The sequence below is a fragment of the Sphingomonas sp. GW821-FHT12D09 genome, assembly GCF_058807215.1.
Genome location: NZ_JBXAQL010000001.1, coordinates 947852 through 968337, shown reverse-complemented (window position 1 = coordinate 968337; position 20486 = coordinate 947852). Strand labels below are relative to the sequence as shown.

14 protein-coding genes are annotated in these 20486 nt (G+C 67.8%); 5 read left to right on the top strand and 9 right to left on the bottom strand.

Annotated features, from left to right (window positions below; translation table 11 throughout):
• Positions 1 to 24 precede the first annotated feature (24 nt).
• Positions 25 to 1017 (bottom strand): AraD1 family protein, encoded by a 993-nt coding sequence (gene araD1 / locus AC1RPL_RS04430; protein ID WP_493068041.1) that lies wholly within the window; start codon positions 1015 to 1017, stop codon positions 25 to 27.
• 135 nt (positions 1018 to 1152) lie between these two features.
• On the opposite strand from araD1, the gene AC1RPL_RS04425 reads away from it, so the two are divergent.
• Positions 1153 to 1887 carry a FadR/GntR family transcriptional regulator gene (locus AC1RPL_RS04425; protein WP_493069078.1) on the top strand — a complete coding sequence of 245 codons (735 nt, stop codon included), beginning with the start codon at positions 1153 to 1155 and terminating at the stop codon, positions 1885 to 1887.
• A gap of 5 nt (positions 1888 to 1892) precedes the next feature.
• Here the strand turns inward: AC1RPL_RS04425 and AC1RPL_RS04420 are convergent, their stop codons facing one another.
• Positions 1893 to 3200, bottom strand: coding sequence for a sugar MFS transporter (locus tag AC1RPL_RS04420; protein ID WP_493068040.1), 1308 nt, complete (start codon positions 3198 to 3200; stop codon positions 1893 to 1895).
• 146 nt (positions 3201 to 3346) lie between these two features.
• Here AC1RPL_RS04420 and AC1RPL_RS04415 point away from each other — a divergent pair, with 146 nt between their 5' ends.
• Positions 3347 to 5143, top strand: coding sequence for an IlvD/Edd family dehydratase (locus AC1RPL_RS04415; protein ID WP_493068039.1), 1797 nt, complete (start codon positions 3347 to 3349; stop codon positions 5141 to 5143).
• Between the two features lie 139 nt (positions 5144 to 5282).
• Here AC1RPL_RS04415 and galA read toward each other — a convergent pair whose 3' ends face one another.
• Positions 5283 to 8195 carry a beta-galactosidase GalA gene (galA, locus tag AC1RPL_RS04410; protein ID WP_493068038.1) on the bottom strand — a complete coding sequence of 971 codons (2913 nt, stop codon included), beginning with the start codon at positions 8193 to 8195 and terminating at the stop codon, positions 5283 to 5285.
• A 14-nt stretch (positions 8196 to 8209) separates the two neighbouring features.
• Positions 8210 to 9724, bottom strand: a complete 1515-nt coding sequence (locus AC1RPL_RS04405) for an MFS transporter (RefSeq protein WP_493068037.1) — start codon at positions 9722 to 9724, stop codon at positions 8210 to 8212.
• A 133-nt stretch (positions 9725 to 9857) separates the two neighbouring features.
• On the opposite strand from AC1RPL_RS04405, the gene AC1RPL_RS04400 reads away from it, so the two are divergent.
• The 3 genes from AC1RPL_RS04400 to AC1RPL_RS04390 all read left to right on the top strand — a co-directional run bounded on the left by AC1RPL_RS04400 (position 9858) and on the right by AC1RPL_RS04390 (position 13588).
• On the top strand, positions 9858 to 11168 hold the full coding sequence (locus tag AC1RPL_RS04400; RefSeq protein ID WP_493068036.1) for an oligogalacturonate lyase family protein: 1311 nt from the start codon (positions 9858 to 9860) through the stop codon (positions 11166 to 11168).
• A gap of 192 nt (positions 11169 to 11360) precedes the next feature.
• On the top strand, positions 11361 to 11873 hold the full coding sequence (locus AC1RPL_RS04395; RefSeq protein ID WP_493068035.1) for a hypothetical protein: 513 nt from the start codon (positions 11361 to 11363) through the stop codon (positions 11871 to 11873).
• Positions 11810 to 13588 carry a glycoside hydrolase family 88 protein gene (locus tag AC1RPL_RS04390; protein WP_493069077.1) on the top strand — a complete coding sequence of 593 codons (1779 nt, stop codon included), beginning with the start codon at positions 11810 to 11812 and terminating at the stop codon, positions 13586 to 13588. The genes AC1RPL_RS04395 and AC1RPL_RS04390 overlap by 64 nt, the downstream gene beginning before the upstream one ends.
• Before the next feature lie 142 nt (positions 13589 to 13730).
• Here AC1RPL_RS04390 and AC1RPL_RS04385 read toward each other — a convergent pair whose 3' ends face one another.
• The 5 genes from AC1RPL_RS04385 to AC1RPL_RS04365 are packed head-to-tail and all read right to left on the bottom strand — an operon-like array spanning position 13731 to position 20484.
• On the bottom strand, positions 13731 to 15122 hold the full coding sequence (locus AC1RPL_RS04385; RefSeq protein ID WP_493068034.1) for a glycoside hydrolase family 28 protein: 1392 nt from the start codon (positions 15120 to 15122) through the stop codon (positions 13731 to 13733).
• Positions 15122 to 16237 carry a beta-galactosidase BglB gene (gene bglB, locus AC1RPL_RS04380; RefSeq protein ID WP_493068033.1) on the bottom strand — a complete coding sequence of 372 codons (1116 nt, stop codon included), beginning with the start codon at positions 16235 to 16237 and terminating at the stop codon, positions 15122 to 15124. Before bglB ends, AC1RPL_RS04385 begins: the two co-directional genes overlap by 1 nt.
• 28 nt (positions 16238 to 16265) lie before the next feature.
• Positions 16266 to 17213: an alpha/beta hydrolase gene (locus AC1RPL_RS04375; protein ID WP_493068032.1), complete on the bottom strand. Its 948-nt coding sequence runs from the start codon at positions 17211 to 17213 to the stop codon at positions 16266 to 16268.
• Positions 17210 to 20170, bottom strand: a complete 2961-nt coding sequence (locus tag AC1RPL_RS04370; RefSeq protein ID WP_493068031.1) for a glycoside hydrolase family 35 protein — start codon at positions 20168 to 20170, stop codon at positions 17210 to 17212. Before AC1RPL_RS04370 ends, AC1RPL_RS04375 begins: the two co-directional genes overlap by 4 nt.
• Positions 20167 to 20484, bottom strand: a complete 318-nt coding sequence (locus tag AC1RPL_RS04365; protein WP_493068030.1) for an L-rhamnose mutarotase — start codon at positions 20482 to 20484, stop codon at positions 20167 to 20169. The genes AC1RPL_RS04370 and AC1RPL_RS04365 overlap by 4 nt, the downstream gene beginning before the upstream one ends.
• Positions 20485 to 20486 lie beyond the last annotated feature (2 nt).

The window sequence follows — 20486 nt, the reverse complement described above, 5'->3', positions numbered from 1 at the left end:
TTTGTCGTTCGGCCCTATATCGCGCTAGAGCAGGTTTACTAGAACCGGCTGCGGTTCGGCGCGGACGAGCGGATTGCGAAGCGGGAGCTGGAACGGCGCTGCCTCAATCTCGAAGACATCGCCCGGCTCGGTGTGGAGATTGTCGCTGAACGACAGCGTCGCCGTGCCGAAGAAATGGACGTGCACATCCCCGGGGCGGCGGAACAATGCATATTTGAAGTGGTGATGCTCTAGATTGGCAAAGCTGTGGGACATGTTGTCCTCGCCTGTCAGGAACGGCTTTTCCCAGACCGGCTTGCCGTCGCGCAGGATACGGCTTGATCCGCGCACATCGCGTGGCGCTTCGCCGATGAGCAGTTCGGGGCCGAGTGCGGCCTGGCGCAGCTTGGAATGGGCGAGCCAGAGATAGTTGTGGCGCTCCGTGACATGGTCGCTGAATTCGTTGGCCAGGCAGAGGCCGAGCCGATGGGGGGTGCCGTCGGGTCCGATAAGGTAGATGCCGGCGAGCTCGGGCTCCTCGCCGCCGTCCTGGGCGAAATGGGGCATGGCAAGCGGCTGGCCCGGGCCGACGAGTTGCGAGCCGTCACCCTTGTAGAACCATTCGGGCTGCTGGCCGATCGCGCCTGGTGCGGGCTTTCCGCCCTCCAACCCCTCGAGAAACATGCGCATCGAGTCGGTCGGCTTCTCGATCGCCGCGGCTTCGCGGTGCATCTTGTCGCGCCCCTCGGCCGAGCCGAGATGCGTGAGGCCGGTGCCGGTCATCACGAGATGGGCGGGGTCGTCATGGTCGATGGGCGCCAGCAGCCGTCCCGCGGCAAGTTCGGCGGCGATCTCCACCCCATCGCCTTCGCCCCGCGTCGCCACGGCGCCGGCGAGGGTGAGGCCCTGCGCGATCGCCTCGAACGCGAGCGCGCGCACGGTCGATGTGCCGGGAACGAACGCGGCCCGATCGCCTCGCGCTGCGATGACCGACCGCGCGCCGTTCGCGCTCCGATGTTGCAACAGACGCAAAGCCATGACCTCTCCTCGATTTAGTCCGACATATTTCAGCCGCCCAGGATAGGCAATCTCCCGTTCCGCTTATCGGGTTCGACTGGTAAGGGGGCGCGAGCGAGGACAGAGATGAAGAGCGCCGACAAGGCTGGCGAGGACATGGCGGGCGAAGCGCACCCAGGCGAGGGCAGGCCCCGGCGCGACACCGGGCGCCGGCTGCACGGAGCAGTGGCAAACAAGATCGGATCCGCGATCGTCTCGGGCGAGTATGCGCCTGGCGATCGACTCCAGGCCGAGGTGGTCTTCTCCGAATCCTTGAACGTGTCGCGCAGCGCCTATCGCGAGGCGATCCAGGTGCTCGCCGCCAAGGGGCTGGTCGAGAGCAGGACCAAGGCGGGGACGCGCGTCCTGCCGCGCAGCCGCTGGAACCTGCTCGACCCGGACGTTCTCGCATGGGCGTTCACTGGCGAGCCCGACATGGAATTCATCCGCAACCTCTTCGAGTTGCGTGCGATTGTCGAGCCCGCGGCTGCACGTCTCGCCGCCGAGCGCCGCGACCGCGAGGATCTCAAGAAGATGAAGACGGCGCTCGTAGCAATGCGACAGCATTCGCTCGCCACCGATGCCGGGCGCGCAGCCGACCGCGATTTCCACAACGCGATCCTGGCGGCGACGCGCAACGACGCGCTGATGACGTTGAGCGCCAGCATCGGCGCGGCGGTGCACTGGACGACGCAGTTCAAGCAGCGCGCCCGGGCCCTGCCGCGCAATCCTATTCCCGACCATGCCCGCGTCTATGACGCGATCGCTGCCAGCGAACCCGCGGCTGCCAGCGCGGCGATGCAATTGCTCGTCGAACTCGCGCTCGAGGACACGCGCAGTTCGATGGCCTGAGCGCCTCAGTCGATCGCTGGGTCGATAAGCATATGGGTCGGGCGGGCGCCCCACAGCGCGTAGAAGAGGATGTAGAGCTCGCATGCCGCGGTCAGCAGGAACGAGGTTTGCAGCCCATATAGATCGGCGATCCAGCCCTGCACGACGACGAGCGCACCACCCGCGATCGCCATGATCAAAAGCCCCGATCCCTCTTCGGTGAGCGGTCCCAAGCCGCGGATGCCGAGGGTGAAGATCGTCGGGAACATGATCGAATGGAACAGGCCGACCGAGATCAGCGCCCACATCGCGACATGACCGGCGGCGAAGGTCGCGATCAGCATCACCAGTCCCGCCATGACGCTGGCAAAGGCAAGCACGCGTTCGGGGGCGATCTTTTGCATCACGAAGCTGCCGAGGAAGCGGCCGACCATCATCCCGCCCCACAGCAGGAAGAGGTAACCCGAGGCCCGCTCATGCGTCATGTCGCCGATCTCGGGCGACGAGACGAAGTTGATGAAGAGGTTCGAGACGCCGATCTCGGCGATCAGGTAGATGAATATCGCCGGCACGCCGAACACCAGGTTGCGGTGCTTCCAGAGCGAATGCTGCTTGCGTTCGGCAGCGGCGGCGCGCCGGGTGGCCGAGCCCATCGCCGGGAGCGGAAAGCGGGCGATCACCACTGCGAGCAGCACGAGCACCGCCGCGACGATCAGATAGGGCAGCTGTACCGCCTGGGCGTCGGCGAGCCGCTCTGCGGGCGTGAGGACTGCGTTTGCCGAAGCGGTGCCCGAGGTCGACCGCCCGAGGATCAGATAGCCGCCGAACAGCGGGGCCAGGGTGGTGCCCAGCGAGTTGAACGCCTGGACCAGGTTGAGCCGCGCCGACGCGGTCTCGGGCTTGCCGACCACCGCGACATAGGGGTTGGCGGCGACCTGGAGCAGGGTGATGCCGCTCGCGATCACGAAGAGCGCGGCGAGCGTCACGCCATAGGAAGGAATCCGCGCCGCCGGGATCATCGCGAGCGCGCCGGCCGCCATCACCGCCAGGCCGATCACCAGCGACTTCTGGTACCCGATGCGCTCGATGAGCTTGGCCGAGGGGATCGACGCCACGAAATAGGCGATGAACCAAACGCTCTCGATCAGCGTGGTCTGGGTGTAGTTGAGCTCGAACACGCTGCGCAGATGCGGCAGTAGCGTGTTGTTGATCACCGTAATGAAGCCCCACATGAAGAACAGGCTGGCGAGCAAGGTAAGGGCGGGCCGGTAGCTGCCGATAGCGGGCGCGGCCTGCGGGCCGCTGGCGGGAACTGCATTCACGGGCGCTGGCATGATCGATCTTCTCCCCTTGGTCGGCATTGCCGAAGCCGGCTTGCCCTTATATTTTTTGTCAGACTATAAAGCCGTGCGGGGCGCGTCAACGATGCCCGTTCGACATCCGGAGAGACTATGCGTCCGATCGGCAAGGGGGATATCGCGTGACTTCCAAGAGCCCGCCCGGGCTGCGTTCGCGCGCCTGGTTCGACAATCCCGACAATATCGACATGACCGCGCTCTATCTCGAGCGGTACCTGAACTTCGGGCTCAGCCTGGAAGAGCTGCAATCTGGCCGGCCGATCATCGGCATCGCCCAGACCGGCAGCGACCTCAGTCCCTGCAACCGGCACCATCTCGTGCTCGCCGAGCGGGTGCGCGAAGGGATCCGCGAGGCGGGCGGGATCGCGATCGAGTTTCCGGTCCATCCGATCCAGGAGACCGGCAAGCGGCCGACCGCGGGGCTGGACCGCAACCTTGCCTATCTCGGGCTGGTCGAACTGCTCTACGGCTATCCGATCGACGGGGTGGTGCTCACCATTGGGTGCGACAAGACCACGCCCGCCTGCCTGATGGCGGCGGCGACGGTGAATATCCCCGCAATCGCGCTTTCGGTCGGGCCGATGCTCAACGGCTGGCACAAGGGCGAGCGCACCGGATCGGGGACGATCGTGTGGAAGGCGCGCGAGCTGCTCGCCGCGGGGGAGATCGAGCCCAGCGAGTTCATCCGCCTGGTCGCCAGTTCGGCGCCGTCCACCGGTTATTGCAACACGATGGGCACGGCGACGACGATGAACTCGCTCGCCGAAGCACTCGGCATGTCGCTGCCCGGCTCGGCCGCGATCCCGGCGCCGTACCGTGACCGCCAGGAAGTCGCCTATCTGAGCGGCAAGCGAATCGTCGAGATGGTCGCCGAGGACTTGAAGCCCTCCGACATCCTGACCCGGGAGTCCTTCGAGAACGCGATCGTAGTCAATTCGGCGATCGGCGGATCGACCAACGCGCCGATCCACATCGCCGCGCTTGCCCGGCACATCGGAGTCGAGCTGCCGATCGACACCTGGCAGGAGCGGGGCCATCAGGTCCCGCTGCTCGTCAACCTCCAGCCGGCGGGCGAATATCTGGGCGAGGATTATTACCGGGCCGGCGGCGTGCCCGCGGTGGTGTCGCAGCTGATGCGGCAGGGGCTGATCCACGAAGGCGCGATGACCGTCAACGGCCGCAGCATAGGCGACAATTGCCGGGGCGTCGAGATCGAGGACGAGGACGTCATCCGCCCGTTCGCGCGCCCGCTCAAGGACGCGGCCGGGTTCCTCGTGCTGCGCGGCAATCTGTTCGACTCCGCGATCATGAAGACCAGCGTGATCAGCGAGGAATTCCGCGCGCGCTATCTCTCCAATCCCGATGACCCCGAGGCATTCGAAGGGCCGGCGGTCGTGTTCGACGGGCCCGAGGATTATCATGCGCGGATCGACGATCCGGCGCTCGGGATCACCCCCGAAACCTTGCTGTTCATGCGCGGCGCGGGGCCGATCGGCTATCCGGGCGCCGCCGAAGTGGTGAACATGCGCCCGCCCTCCTATCTGATCCGCGAAGGCGTGCACGCGCTGCCCTGCATCGGCGATGGCCGGCAATCGGGTACGAGCGGCAGCCCGTCGATCCTCAACGCCAGCCCCGAGGCGGCGGCGATGGGCGGGCTCGCGCTGATCCGCACGGGCGACCGCGTGCGCATCGACCTCAACCGCGGTACCGCCGATGTGCTGATCCCCGACGCCGAGTTGGCCGAGCGCCGCCGCGCGCTGGCCGAGGCGGGGGGCTATGCTTTTCCCAAGTCGCAGACGCCGTGGCAGGAGATCCAGCGCGCGGTGGTCGGCCAGATGGAGACCGGCGCGATCCTGGAAGGCGCGGAGAAATACCAGCGGATCGCGCAGGCCGAGGGATTGCCGCGCGACAATCACTAGGGCGCGTTATCCGGGATCCTCTCCTGTTTCGTCATACCCGCGAAGGCGGGGATCCAGGGCCAAGCAGGACTGTCCGGGCTGAGTAAGCCGTCATCCCCGCTTTGCGGTGATGACGGGTGCGGATGCGAATTGCCGGCGCCTACGGCCTGCGTTCCAGCTCGCGCACGACGACGAGCTTGGCCATGCCGGAGGGCTTGCCGGGCTCGGCGCGGACCAGGAGGACGAGCTTGCGCGGGCCCTGGCCGGGTGCGAGCGGCACGTCGAGCGGGGCGGGATCGATGCCCGGCTTCTCGGCGACCCTCCGGCCGTCGAGCCAGACTTCGGCGGCACCGGCAATCGCGGTGAAGGCGATCGTGCCGCCGTCGGCGCGTACCCGTGCCTGGGGAGTGAATTCGAGCTGATAGCTGTTCCACGACCCCACCGGATCGGGGCCCTCGAGCCGACCGGGGCGGCCTACGCCCATGGCGTAGCGATCGTCGCTGGCCGTCCACACAGCGGGATCGGGGCGCTCGGCCTGGAAGGGCGTGCGGCGCCACACCGATAGCAGCATCTCGGGGCGCGTGACCGGCACCGATCCGCGGGGTTCGGCGGCGATGCGGTCGAGCGTAAGCACCGCGGCGCGAAGGCCGGGCGCGCTTGCGCGCAGCACCAGCTTGCCGCGGCCGCCATCGGCGCGGACGAGGATCTGGGCGAGGCCATTGAACAACCGGCGCGCATCGCCCTTTTCGGAGTCGTGATCGTTGGGGTCGCCATTGCCGAGGCCGATGATCGCGCCGCCTTCGATCGCGAAGCGCGCGGGCAGATTGGCGGTGGGGACGTGGCGGCCGCGGGCATCCACTGCATCGACGGTGACGGGCTGTGCGTCCTCGCCATCGCCGGCCATCACGCGGCGATCGGGCGTCAGGCGGAGTGCCACGGCGGGGCCGCTGGTCTCGATCGCCGCGCGCGCGATTTCGCGGCCGGCGCGATAGGCGATCGCCTCGAGCCGGCCGGGCGCATAGGGCACCTGGAATTCGGGCATGGCGAGGCGGTCGACCGCCTGCTCGCCGACTTTGCGGCCGTTGAGGATCAGCGCGACGCGATCGGCATTGGTCAGCGCGACCACGCGGATCGGCCGGTCTTCGCGGCCTGGCCAGTTCCAGTGCGGCTGGAGCGCCAGCACCGGCGCGTCATCGATCCATTGCGCGCGGTGCTGGTGGAAGGCGAGCTTCGGGAAGCCGCAAATGTCCATGATGCCGAAGTAGCTGGAGGTGGACGGCCATTCGAACGGCGTCGGCTCGCCATGATAGTCGAAGCCGGTCCAGACGAACCCGCCGGCGAGATAGGGCCGCTCGGCGATCGCCTTCCAGGCATGGCCGTGGGTGGCGCCCCAGGCGGCGGCCTCGTCGTCATAGCTGGTGGCGATGTTGCGCGCCTTGTCGCTTGCCCATTCGCCGCGCACCGAGAAGGCGCTGGTGTCCTCCGAACTGGTTAGCGGCTTGTCGGGGAAGGCTGCGTGGTATTTGTCATACTGGTCGATCTGGTAGTTGAAACCGACCACGTCGACCGCCTGGCTGACATTCTGGGGCGCGAACATGCCGTTGTTCATCGCCGCCGTGACCGGGCGGCTGTCGTCGAGCGCCTTGACCGCGGCGGCCATGCGGCGGACCATCTCATAGCCCTGCGCCGAGCCCTGCATCGGCTCTTCGTTGAACACCGACCACAGGATCACCGAGGGCCGATTGCGGTCGCGGCGGACCATCCATTGGAGCTGGGCGAGGTAATCGGGGCTGGGGTTGAACTGGCGGTTCTCGTCCATGACGAGCAAGCCGTGACGGTCGCAGGCGTCGAGCAGCTCGACCGGCGGGGCGTTGTGCGACATGCGGATCGCGTTGGAGCCGAGCGCCTTCAATCGCCGGACGCGCCAGTCCCATAGCGTGTCCGGGATCGCAGTGCCGACGCCGGCATGGTCCTGGTGGTTGCAAGTGCCCTTGATCTTGAGCGGCTGGCCGTTGAGGTGGAAGCCGGTGCGGCTGTCGAAATGGAAGGTCCGGAAGCCGATCTGGATGCGGCGCTGATCGAGCAGCTTGCCGTCGGACGCGAAGACCCGGACTTCGAGCGGGTAGAGGAAGGGATCGTCGGGCGACCAGAGCCGCGGCGCCGGGATCGGGATCGGGATCGTCAGCGCCACCACGCTCGGGCGGAGCGGATAGACATGGACCGGCACTTCGTCGGGGGATTCGGCGGCCCAGCCGCGCTTGTCGGGACCGGACACGATGGCGACGACCTTCACCGACTGCGCTTCGGTGCCGATATTGTTCAGCGTCACTTCGATCGGCACGCTCCAGCTGCCATCGGCGGCGGGGCGGGGATCGCAGTGCACGCCGTCGGTGACGATGTGGACGGGCTCGCGCACCGCCAGCCAGACATGGCGATAGATGCCGGCGCCTTCGTACCACCAGCCTTCCATCGGATCGGCGTCCACTCGGATCGCGATCGTGTTGAGCTGGTCGCCGAAGCGGGCGAAGGGCGTCAGGTCGAGCTGAATGCCGTTATAGCCGCTCCAGTTGCGGTCGACGATCGTGCCGTTGATCCAGATTGTCGCATTGGTGGCGATCGCGCCGAAATCGAGTTCGAGATATTTGCCCTGGAGCGCCGGATCGAGCCGGATCGTGCGGCGATACCAGCCCACGCCGCGGCGGCGATACCCCTGGGCGATATTGGCCTGGGGATCGACCGGGGCCTCGATCGCCCAGTCGTGCGGCAAGTCGATTTCGCGCCAGTCGCTATCGTCGAAGCTCATCGCGGCGGCACCGTGCGCGGCGCCGGCCTTGGCGTTCTCATAGCTCGCCTGGTGGCCGGTGATGACCGGCATCGCGATGTCGCCGGGGTGGAAGCGCCAGCCCTTGTCGAGCAGCAGCCGGCCGGGCTCCTGGGGCGCGGGACGCGGATCGAGACCGTCGCGGGGCGGCGGCATCGGCAGGTCCCAGGCGGCGGCGGGCGCGGCCTCGGCCGGGACGGGAGGCAGGGCTGCCGCTGCGGCAGTGGTGGCGAGGAAGGCGCGGCGATCCATCCTTATCTCCTGCGCTAGCGGCGGATATTGGCGACCGGGTTGCGGCCCCAGAGCTGGTCGTAGCGCCAGCCCGAAAGATCCTCGACGATCGCCTGGGCCTGGGGCGAGGAAGGGGTGGTCCCGCCCGCCTTGAACCGGTCGATCTCGGCCATCAGCACGTCGTGCGTCGCGCTGTTGAGGCGGAAGCGCAGCGAGACGAGGATGCCGAGCAGCAGCACGCCGACGGTGCCGATGCCGAGCACCAGGGCGAGCGTGTGGATCGCCTGGGGACTCTGCACCTTGGCGGCGGAGACGAAGCCGCCCCAGCTCATGATCGCGGTGACGCCGGCGACGGCGGCCGACTGGGTGAGCTTGCGCACGAAGGTCATCACGCCGGCGAAGGCGCCCTCCCGCCGCCGGCCGGTGACGATCTCGTCGACATCGGCCATGTAGTTGTAGGTCGCCCAGGGGATGTAGTTGAGCGCGCCGCGGCCCAGGCCGGCGAAGACGATCGGCACCCAGAGCAGCGCGTCGCCCGAGCGGATGCCGGCATTCCACATCGCAATCAGCACGATGGCGCCGATCGCGAAGCTGATCGCGGCGAGCTGATAGGCGCGCGCCGGGGAGGCGCGCAGGGCCAGGTTGATCGCGATCATCACCGCGACGAACTGCACGATGTACATCGTGCCGAGCAGCGTCGAGGCGATCTTGATCGAGCCCGCCAGAGCGAACACCACGAAGAAGGTGAAGGCGGCGTTGAAGACGTCCTGGCTGATATAGCCGCCCAGATACATGCCGAGATGGAGGCGGAAGGCGCGGATCCGGAAGGTCGAGAAGAGGTTGCGGTAGAGCGCCGCGATCGCCGCGCCGAGGCCGGGCCTGGCTTCGGTGGCGGGGCGCAAGGCGGCGACATCGGCGGGGGCACGCTCCCAGCTGAAGCGGTAGAGCAGGCCGGCGGTGAGCATGAACAGCGCGCTGAACAGGATGCCCATGTAGAGGAAGGTGTTGGCGCTGTCCTTGCCCAGCGTCTCGATCAGCATCGCGGGGAGGAAGCCCGCCAGGATCGCGCTGGCCTGGGCGAAGAGGATGCGGCAGCCGGCGAACTTGGCTTTCGTCTTGTAATCCTTGCCCATTTCGGCGGCGAGCGTCTCGTACGGGATGATCTCCATCGCGTAGACCAGCTCGAACAGGACATAGGTGACGAGGTAGTACCAGAAGCCCTGGCCGGCGACCCACATGATCGCGAAGGAGGGGAGGAGGGGGATGGCCGCCAGGATGAAGAAGCGGCGGCGGCCGAAGCGGCGGCCCAGCGGGGTGTCGCCCATATTGTCGGAGATATGGCCGATCAGCGGGGAGGCCACGGCGTCGAGGACGCGGGCTACCGTGAAGATCAGGCCGGCCTGCCAGGCCTCGAGCCCGCAGAACGTCGTATAGAAGATCAGCACCCAGCCCGAGATGACCGCCATCGACCCCGCGCCGAGGACGTCATTGGCGCCATAGGCAAGGTAGTTGACCGTGCGGACGGGGCGCGCGGGGGCGCTGCTGGCCATGCTCTCTCCCTGGACGTTCCGGTCTCCGAAGGGGGCGAAGTTCGCCCCAGGCGCCGGTTCTTTACTCCATATTCTGAACTGCTATCATGATATGTGGAACGATAGCAAGGTCAGGGGAGAGAGGATGCGCGCCATGCAAAGGGCGAAGTGGACACTGCTCGCGGTTCTCTGGACGCCGATGTTTGCGCAGGCCGATCCGGCGGCGCAATGGATCGACCCGCTGACCGGGCACAAGGTCGTGCGGGTGAGCCACGAGCCGGGTTCGGTGAACCTCTATTTCACCCAGAATAGCTATCTGCCCCAAGGGGATAAGATGGTCATCACGACGCCCAGGGGCATCGCGCTGATCGACCTGAAGAGCTGGGACGAGACACTGCTCGTGTCGAAGCCCGGAGCCGTCCTGTTATTCACCGGCCGCAAGAGCCGGAACATCTATTTCGCCGAGCGATCGCGCGACGACACCGGCAAGCCGTTCGGGGTGTTCGCGGTCGATGCGGACACGGGCCAGGTCCGCAGGATCGCGACGGTGCCGGGCGGCTGGATCGGATCGATCAACGCCGACGAGACGCTGCTGCTCGGCCAGGTCGCCGAGCCGGTGGTGCCGCTGCGCCCCGACGGCACGCTGGCCAGCGGCAATACGGGCACCAACACGCCCGGCGTGAACGACTACCGTGCCAACTGGCCCGACGGACGGCCGATGACCTATGCCGAGGCCAAGGAAGTCTTCATGAACAAGCGCCTCGACGCCGGGGTGCCGATGGAGATCTTCACGATCGATACGCGGACCGGTGCGCGGCGCGTGGTGACGGCGTCGAAGGACTGGCTCAACCATGTCCAGTTCTCGCCGACCGATCCGCAGCAGATCCTCTATTGCCATGAAGGACCGTGGCACCGGGTCGACCGGATGTGGGCGATCCGGGCGGATGGGACCGGCAGGAAGCCGGTCCATGGCCGGACGATGAACATGGAGATCGCCGGGCACGAGTTCTTCTCTCCCGACGGCAAGACGATCTGGTACGACCTCCAGACGCCGCGCGGCGAAGTCTTCTGGCTGGCGGGGTACGACGTCGCGACGGCCAAGCGCCGCTGGTACCATGTCGAGCGCGACCAATGGTCGGTCCATTACAACCAGTCGCCCGACGGGACGCGCTTCCTGGGCGACGGTGCCGATGCCGAGATGGTCGCGCGCGGGCCCGACGCGAAATACCTCTATCTGTTCACGCCCAGGGCGATGCCCGACGTCGCCGGCATCCATGCCGACAATGCCGGCGCGCTGATCGTGCCGGGGACGCTCGACACCGAGAAGCTCGTCGACATGCGCAAGCAGGATTACCGGATGGAGCCGAACGCGACCTTCACACCGGACGGGAAATGGATCGTGTTCCGGGGGAATTTCGAGGGCGCTGCGCATGTGTACGCGGTCGAGGTGGCGAAGGCGAAGTGAGGTAGCTGTTCCCGGCGCTGACGCTTCCCTTCCTGCAAGGGAGGGGCAGGGGGTGGGTTAGCGTCGGGCGAGGCTCGATGCCTCCTCCGATGCTGCTGTCGGGGAGTGAAGAGTCTTTTGGGCGCGCAGACGCGCGCACCCACCCCCAACCCCTCCCTGCAAGCAGGGAGGGGAGTAATAAGGGAGAATAGGATGTCGCGACTTAATGCGGTGAAGCTGGCCGGTGCGCTGGTCATTATGTCCCCCATGCTGGCATCCGCGCAGACCGCGCCGGCGACACGCGTCGATCCTACCGTCCCAGACTCCGGCGCCGTGCTAACGCTAATCAATCGCACCGCCGCGGCGCAGATCGCAGCATTGCAGGACGCCCCGCATTTCGTGCCCCAGCGCAGCGGCGGCGCTGGCGCAACGATCTCGAGCAACTGGATCGCGGCGACCTTCCTGATCGGGCTGGGCCGGCTGGCGCGGGTATCCGACGAGACCGGCGCGCGGGCATATCTCCGCACCGTCGCCGAACATTATAATTTCGGGCTGCTGGGCAGCTGGAGCGCGCGCGGCCGGATCGATGCCGATACGCTGGCGATCGGTGCGGTCTATCAGGAGCTGTACGCGCATAGTGGCGAACCCGGCGAGATCGCCCGCTGCGCGAGCGGCTCGACTTCAACCTGCCCTATCTCCAGGTCGAGCCTGCGCCCGATCGGCTGACCTGGTGGTGGTGCGACGCGCTGTTCATGGCGCCGCCGGTGCTCGCGCGGATGGCGGCGCAGACGGGCGACCACAGCTATCTGCAGGCGATGGATGCGCAGTGGTGGCGGACCTACGACCGCCTCTGGTCGAAGGAGCATGGCCTGTTCTTCCGCGACGAACGCTTCCGCACGCGGACCACGAAGAACGGCAAGCCGGTGTTCTGGGGGCGCGGCAATGGCTGGGTGGTCGCCGGGATCGCGCGGACGCTCGATACGATGCCGGCGAACTGGCCAAGCCGGCCGCGCTATGTCCAGGTCTTCCGGACGATGATGGAGAGCATCGCCAAGCTGCAGCGCGACGACGGGCTGTGGACGACCAACCTGCTCGACCCCCAGGATCCGCCGGGGCCGGAGAGCAGCGGTTCGGCCTTCTACACCTATGCGATGGCCTGGGGGATCAATCACGGGCTGCTCGACCGGGCGAGCTACCAGCCGCGGGTGCTGAAGGCCTGGGCGGGGCTGACCGCTGTGATCCAGCCCGACGGGCTGCTCGGCTATGCCCAGCGCGCGGGCGACCAGCCGGTGCCGGCGCGCGCGAGCGACCATGCGCTGTACGGCACGGGCGGGCTGCTGCTCGCGGGCGTCGAGATGATGGAGCTGGGCAAGCCGGTCAGCCCGCTGCCGCTGGCTGAGCCGCGCCCCGATGCGGCGCCGCAGCCGCGCGTCGGGATCGCGCCGCGACCGCTCTCGGCCGATGCGACGCCCGAGCAGCGCAAGGAATGGGAGCGTGCGATGGCCGAGCGCCAGGCGATGCTCGACCTGGGCTATGATCCCAAGCGCGACGGGCCGGGCGCGGCGAAGCCGATGACGGACGGGGTGGCGCGGCCGAAGATCACGCTGCCGCTGACGCCGCCGCCCAAGGCCGAGCAGGCGGCGCGGGCGAGCGTCAAATATGCACCCTACCGCTTCGACGACATCCTGTGGGAGAATGACCGGACCGCGCATCGCATCTACGGCCCGGCGCTGGAGCGCGAGGAGCCGCCTTCGACGTCGGGGATCGACGCCTGGGGCAAGAATGTCGTCTGGCCGTTCATGGAGCGCCAGCTGCGCACGGGCAAGCAGCATGACTATCATGGCGAAGGGATCGACTTCTACAACGTCAACACCTTCCGCGGCGCGGGCGGGCTGGGCATCTGGAGCGACAACAAGCTGTGGGTGTCGCGCAACTGGGCCAAGTACCGGATACTGAAGGACGGGCCCGACGTCGCCGATTTCGAAGTCGATTACGCGCCGTGGCCGGTGGGGACGGATCGCAAGGTGTGGGAGACGCGGCGCTTCACCTTGCCGCTGGGGACCAACTTCACCCGGATGGTGTCGACGATCGGATCGGACAGTGCGGCGCCGCTGCTGGTGGCGATCGGGATCTCGAAGCGGGCGACGTCGCAGGCGGCGGGAAGCTGGATGGCGGATGCAGCGAAGGGGCGGTTCAGCTTCTGGTCGCCGGAAGACCCCGACAAGGGCGCGATGGGGGTGGGGCTGATCGTCGATCCCGCGATGATCGCCGAGGTGCGCCAGGATGCCGACAATTACCTGGTGGTGCTTCGTGTCACGCCCGGGAAGCCGTTTGTCTATCATACCGGCGCGGCGTGGAGCAAGGGACTGGACTTCCATGACCGCGGCGCGTGGGAGGCCTATGTGCTGGGGGCGAAGGCGGAGTTTGGGGTGCCGAAGTAGCGCCATCCAGCGGCGCACTCCGCCGAAAGCCGGGGCCCAGAGCCAAGCAGGCCATCGCCCGTGACCCTGGGTCCCGGCTTTCGCCGCGATGACGGGGTGTCGGGCTGGTTCTTCCTCTCCCGACGGGAGAGGGAGTGCGGGCCTATCCCGCGATCCGAACCCCTTCCGCGTTGACCGTGCGCACCGGGACCCCGCTCACCCGCGCCACCTCCACCCCGCGCAGCGTCACGTCGCGGATGGGAAGCTCGGCTTCGCCCTTGAGGTCGCAGATATACTTCGCCGTTTCGACGCGGACGTTGCTGACGTGCAGGCCCTGGATCGGGGTCAGGCGGCGGTCATAGGTCGGGGTGAGGGTGCGCCACTGGTAGAGCACGTCGGTATCGACCGCGAGGACGCCGCCGGCGACCGCGGTGGCGCTGACATTGGACATATGAATGCCGCGGACGAAGCCGCCGCGGCGCTCGTTGGTCTTCACGAACAGGATGTTCTGGATGCTGCTCGCCACGTTCGAGTCCGCATGGTCGAAATGGCAATTGTCGACGAAGACGTTCTCGATCCCGCCGGACAGCTCGCTGCCGATCGCCATCAACTGGTGGCCGTTCTTCACCCGGCAATCGCGCATGACGATGTTGCGTGCGGGCGTGGCGAGGCGCCAGGCGTCGTGGTCGCGGCCCGACTTGACCGAGATCGCGTCGTCGCCCTGGTCGAACACGCAATCCTCGATCAGCACATTGGCGCTCATCTCCGGATCGACGCCGTCATTGTTATGGCCATGCGCCTCGATGCTGACGCCGCGGATCACGACGTCGCGGCACATATAGGGGTGGAGCGTCCAGAACGGGCTGTTCTGGATGTGCACGCCCTCGATCAGGACATGGCGGCAGCGGTTGAACTGGACGAAATGCGGGCGGAGATGCTGGTCGGCGCTGGTCATGTCGCGCTGGGCGACCGGCACGCCGGTGCGCGCCATCTGGTAGAGCGCGACGAGCGCCTCCATGTGCGGCCTGGGGCGCGCGTACCAGATCTTCCAGGTGTCGAGCCGGGCGAGCAAGGTGCCCTGGCCGGTGATCGCGATATTCTCGCAGCCATGGGCATAGACCAGCGGGGAATAGTTGAGGCACTCGATGCCTTCCCAGCTGGTCGGCACGGGCGGGAGATAGTCGGCGGGATCGGGGGAGAAGGCGAGCGTGGCGCCCTTTTCGAGGTGGAGCGCGACGTTGCTCTTGAGGTGGATCGGGCCGGTCGCCCAGATGCCGGGCGGCACGATGACGCGGCCGCCGCCCGCCGCATGCGCTGCCTCGATCGCGCGGGCGAGAGCGATGCCGGTGCGGCGCTGGTCGTCGGGGATCGCGCCGAACTCGGTTATGGGGAAGCGGCGGCTGGCGGTGAAGTCGGGGAATTCGATCGCCGGCATGTCGAAGGGTGCGGCGACGCGGACGCTGCGGCGGCGGACGCCGCCGCGCGCCTGGGCGGGCCAGGCGGCGGCAAGCGGCAGGGCGAGACCCGCGCCGAGCAGTTCGCGCCGCGCCGGCATCAGATATACGTCCGCAGGAACTCGCCCAGCGCGCAGATCGCGAGGCTCTGGCCATAGGGCATCGAGGTGAGGCGGATGTCCTTGTAGAATTGCAGCGTGTCGCCCATCGCGGTGCCGAAGCTGACCTGCTGGAGCTCGCCGGTGGCGTCGATGTTCGCCAGCACGCCGCGCACCGCCTTGATGCCGACCGCCTCATAGTGGCGCGGGAGATAGCCCTTCCGGACGCCCTTGAGGATGCCGTACGCAAAGCCCGCCGTGGCCGAGGCCTCGAGATAGGAGGTGGGGTCCATCACCAGCGTGTGCCAGAGGCCGGTTTCGGGATCCTGGGTCTCGGCGAGCGTCTTCACCTGGGCGGCGAGCGTGTCGATCAGGAAGCTGCGCAGCGCATCGCCTTCGGGCAGGTCGAGGATCTCGATGATCTCGGGGATGGCGATCGTCACCCAGCAATTGCCGCGCGCCCATAGCGCTTCGGCGAAATTGTGCCGGCCGTTGAAGTCCCAGCCATGGAACCACAGCCCGGTCTTGCGGTCGAAAAGGTACTTGATGTGGACGAGGAACTGGCGCTTGGCCTCCTCGACATAATGCGGGCGGTTCAGCAGCAGGCCGATCTTGGCGAGCGGCAGGACCGACATCATCAGCGTGTCGTCCCACATCTCGCCGGGATTCTCGTCGTTATAGACGATGTGCTGGAAGCCGCCTTCCTCGGTCTTGGGCAGCCCGTCGGGCGCGATCAGCCATTCCGCCCAGGTATCGAGATAGGGCAGGTAGCGCGGATCGGGCTCGTGCTCGTAGAGATAGGCGAGCGTGATGAACGGCGCCATGGTGTTGATGTTCTTGGTCGGCGTGCCTTCGGCGAAGCGGTCCTCGAACCATTGCTTGATGATGTGCAGCGCCTTGTCGTCGCCGGTCTGCTCGTAATAGCGCCACATGCCGAACAGGCCGACGCCGTGGGTCCATTCCCAGCCGGCCCAGCCCTTGGTGTCGATGATCCGCCCGTCCTCGAGATGGAGGAGGAACTCGCCGGTCTCGTCCTGGATGTTGACGAGATTGTCCATGAGCAGGTCGATCTTCTGCGTGATCTCGCTGCGGGGGATGTCGTGGGTGAGGGCGGCCAAGGTGGTACTCCGGGTTTTCGTGGGAGGCTTATAGCCCGTGTCGGTGCGCGAAGCGCTCGAACAGGGCGGGCCAGGGATGGGGGGCGCCGTCTTCGCTCTGGGGAAGGCCGTGGCCGCCCTTTTCGAAGATGTGCAGCTCGGACGGGATCTTCGCGGCCTGGAGGGCGGCGAACATGAGCAGGCTGTTGGCGGGCGGAACGACGGGATCGTCGGCGGCGTGCGCGACGAAGGTTGGCGGCATGTCGGCGGGAAGGGCGTCCTCGGCAGAGAAGCGGGCGATCCGGTCCTCGCCGGTGTCGCTGCCGAGCAGCTCGCGGCGGGACTGGGCGTGCGCGCTCGGGGTGCGCATCGTGATGACCGGGAAGAACAGGCCGGCGACGGTGGGGCGGGCCGATTGCGCGTCGGCGGCGTCGAGGGGCCGGTAGGTCCGGAGCGCGAAGCGGCTGGCGAGCCGCGCGGCGACATGGCCGCCGGCGGAGAAGCCGGTGACGGCGATGCGGGCGGGGTCGAGCTTCCAGCGGGCGGCGCCGGCGCGGATCAGGCGGATCGCACGCTGCGCGTCCTGGAGCGGCGCGTCTGGGCCGGCGGCCCAATTGTCGTGGGGCAGGCGGTAGAGCAGCTCGAAGGCGGTGATCCCGCGGGCGGTGAACAGCCTGGAGATGCCCGAGCCTTCGCGGCCGAGCGCGACGCGGGCATAGCCGCCGCCGGGCACGATCAGCACCGCTGCGCCGTTGGGAGCGGGCGCGGGGACGACGTTCAGCATCGGGGTGGCGACATGTGGCCAGGCGATGTCGTCGGGCGCGCCATTGGGCGAGCGCTTGACCCATTGGTCTTCCACCGCAAGGCCCTCGCCGCCGGGCGGGGTGCCGGGCCAGAGCGGGAAGCGCTCGGTGACGATCCCGGCGGCGCGCGCGGGGAGCGGCGTTGCGGTAGCGGCGAGCGTACCCGCCAGGAGGGTGCGGCGGTCGAGCTTCATTTCAGCTCTGCCGGAGTGGCGGGGGCGGGGACCATATGGACCGGAAGGCCGCCCCTCACGTTGCGCAGCGTCACCAGCTTCACGTCTTCGAGCGCGTCGCCGGGGGCGCCGTCGGAGGTAACCGCCAGCGCGATCACGTTGTTGCCGCGATGGTTGAGGATGCCTTCGGGCACCGGGAAGATGCGCTGGGGACCGACATGGGCGATGAACTGGCCCATGTTCCAGCCATTGACGAAGACCAGCACCCGGTAGCGGGCAGTCGGCGAGCGGGGCTTGGTCGTGTCGCCGAAGGCAATGCCGATCGTGGCATCCTGGCCCTTGGGCACCGCCAGGGTGAAGCCGGTGCGGTACCAGCGCGTGCCGGCTTCGGTTTGGGTGGCGGGGACCCGGGCGGGCTTCCAGGCGCGGTCGTCGAGGCCGGGCAGGTGCCAGCCCATGCGCTCGCCATATTGGCCGCCATTGTTGGCGACGCCGCGGACCGGATCGGCGATGTCCTCGCCGCCTTGCCGGCCCTGGATCCGCCACGCGATCGGCACCGCGAAGCTGGGCCCGGCGGGGGATTCGATCGAGGCGGAGACGAGGCCGCGGGCTTCCTTGTGGAAGTCGTCGGCGTCGAGATCCCAGTTATGGCCGTTGTTGCGGACCATCACCGAGAGGATGTGCTCGCCGGGCGCGCGGGCCGCTTCGCCCAGCTCGAACTCGGCGACGCCGGTGGTGATCGGGCGGGGCAGGCCGGCGGGGATCTCGGCCTGGCTGATCGGCTTGCCGTCGAGGAACGCCTGGACCATGCCGGCACCGCCCGCGCCGTAATGGAGCCTGAGGCGCGCGGCCTGCGCGCCGCCCTGGAAGCGACCGCGATACCAGACATCGCCTTCGTGGAAGCCATAGGCGTCCATCAGCATGTTGGGTTGGCCATCGGCGCGCGCGGTGATGCTGGCATAGGGGCGGTTGTCGATCTTCTGCCAGCCGGCATCGTCGAACCTGGGATCGGTCTCGGGCGAGCCCTGGGCGGTGCGCCAGTCGGCCAGCGCGGGAAGCGCGAAGGCGGCGGGGCCAGGCAGGCTGGTGGCGACCCTGGCGCCGTTCCAGGTGGTGCGGCGCACTGCGGCGGGGGCCCAGGTTTCGAGGGGCGTGGCTTCGCTGGTGTCGCCGGTCAGCGCGAGAGTGGCGCCCTTGATGCTGGCGCTGCGGACCAGCGCCGGGCCGCGCACCAGCACATCGCCGACATGCCAGAATTTCGCGCCCTCGGCTTCGTCGCCGATCAGCAGCAGCAGGTCGGGCCGGCCGCCGCCGGTGATGCGGATTCGGGCAAGGCCAGTGTGGGTGTAGTCGAGGACGAGATCGCCATTGGTGTTGAAGACCGACTTCACCTGGCCTTCGAGCACGGTGACCCTGGGCGCGCTGGTGTAGCGCAGCACGGTCTCGCCCGGCTCGCCGGCGCGGCCATAGAGCAGGATCAGGTCGCGACCGCCCTGCCTGAGCGCGGCCTGGAGCTCGGAGGTCGAATAGACCAGCCGCTGGCCGCCGAGGTTCACGCCCGCGACCAGCCATTTCGCGTCGAAGCCATGCAGGTCCATCGGCATCGTGTAGCGGCCGTCGGGCAGGTCGGCGGTGATCGTGAAGCGGTCGTCGCTCTGGCCGTTCGACGGCTTGTGGGTGACCATCAGGAAGCGGGCGTCGGTCTCCGGGCTCTTGTTGTGATAGGCCTGGATCCTGTCGGACGAGATCGTGACGGGTCCCGCCGGAACCATGCCGGCCAGGTCGGGCACGCTCTGGATCAGCCCGCCGAGCTGCTTCAGCTCCTCGGCCTTGGAGCGCAGTTCGCGCGTCTCGGAGATCGCCGCGCCATAATCATAGCTGGCGAACACCACCGGTGCCGGCAGCCAGCCCCAGCTGGTGCCGCCAAAGCCCATATAGAAGCTCTGGATGGCGATGCCGTTGGCGAGGTTGGCGCCGTAGAACACGCGCTGGAAACGGCGCCCACGCTGGATCGCGTTGCACTCGTATCCGCCGTTCGATCCCCAATAATCGAACCAGCCACCGCCATATTCGGCGGCGAAGCCGGGGGTGCCGGGCGAGGCCGAGGCGCCGCCCCTGGCGCCGCCGGGGCCGTAGAAACCGAAATTGGGCGCGGCCGATCCGCGGGTCGGCTTGCCCTCCACCGTGCAGGTGCCGCCGGGATAGCCGTCGAACGCATAGAGGTCGTTCGGTCCCTCGACGGTCTTGTCGATGCCCGCGCCCTTGGGCACCCAATAGCCGTTGCGGCCCTGGTCATTGTGGAAGATCGGTACGTTGATGCCGTCCGCGCGCGCCTTGGCGTAGAGATGATCCATGTAGCGGCGCTGCGCCGGCGTGGTCAGCGCGAGCTCGTTCTCGATCTGGTGGAGGATGACGGTGCCGCGATTGCCCTTGCCGTCGCCATTGATCTGGTGGCGGGCGATGATCGCATCGACACGGGTAAGCCACTCGTCGGCGGCGGCGAGATAATCGGGATCGTCGGTGCGCGCGCGGGCACGCTGGTTGACCAGCCAGCCGGGGAAGCCGCCACGGGTCAGCTCGGCATTCACATAGGGCCCGGCGCGGGTGATGACGTAGAGGCCTTCCTCCTCGGCCATGGTCAGCAGCCGGTCGATGTCGCGGATGCCGGAGAAGTCGTAGACGCCCTGCTTCGGCGTGTGGAAGCCCCAGTCGAAATAGAAGGCGACGGTGTTGAACCCGCTGGCCTTCATCTTCTGGAGGATGTCGCGCCAGAGATCGGGCGAGGGCAGGCGGAAGGCGTGCATCTCGCTCGACCAGATGACCAGGCGCTTGCCGTCGATCATCAGCGAGCGCGCGTCGTAGGAGACGCGGCCGAAGGTCTTTACGGGAGCGTCGAGATTGGCGGTGGGCCTTGCCTGCTGTGCAGCGGCCGGGGCGGCGGCGAGCAGGGCGGTGGCGAGAAGGGCGGTGCGGATCATGCGAGGTGGAACACCGGCACGAGCGGCCATTCGCGCGGCTTGTTGTCGGGCTCGACCTCCATCAGCTCGGCCATATGGTCCCACCATTTACGCATCACCGGATGGCCGGGCAGCGCGTCGCGGCGATTGTCGTCGGCAAGCTTGAGCACCGCGAACAGCGCAAGCGTTTCTTCGTCGAGGAAGATCGAATAGTCGCTGATGCCGCTGTCGCGGAGCAGGCCGGCCAGCTCCGGCCAGATCGCATCGTGGCGCGCCCTATACTCGGCGGCCATGCCGGGCTTGAGCTGCATCCGGAATGCGTGGGTGGTGGTCATGC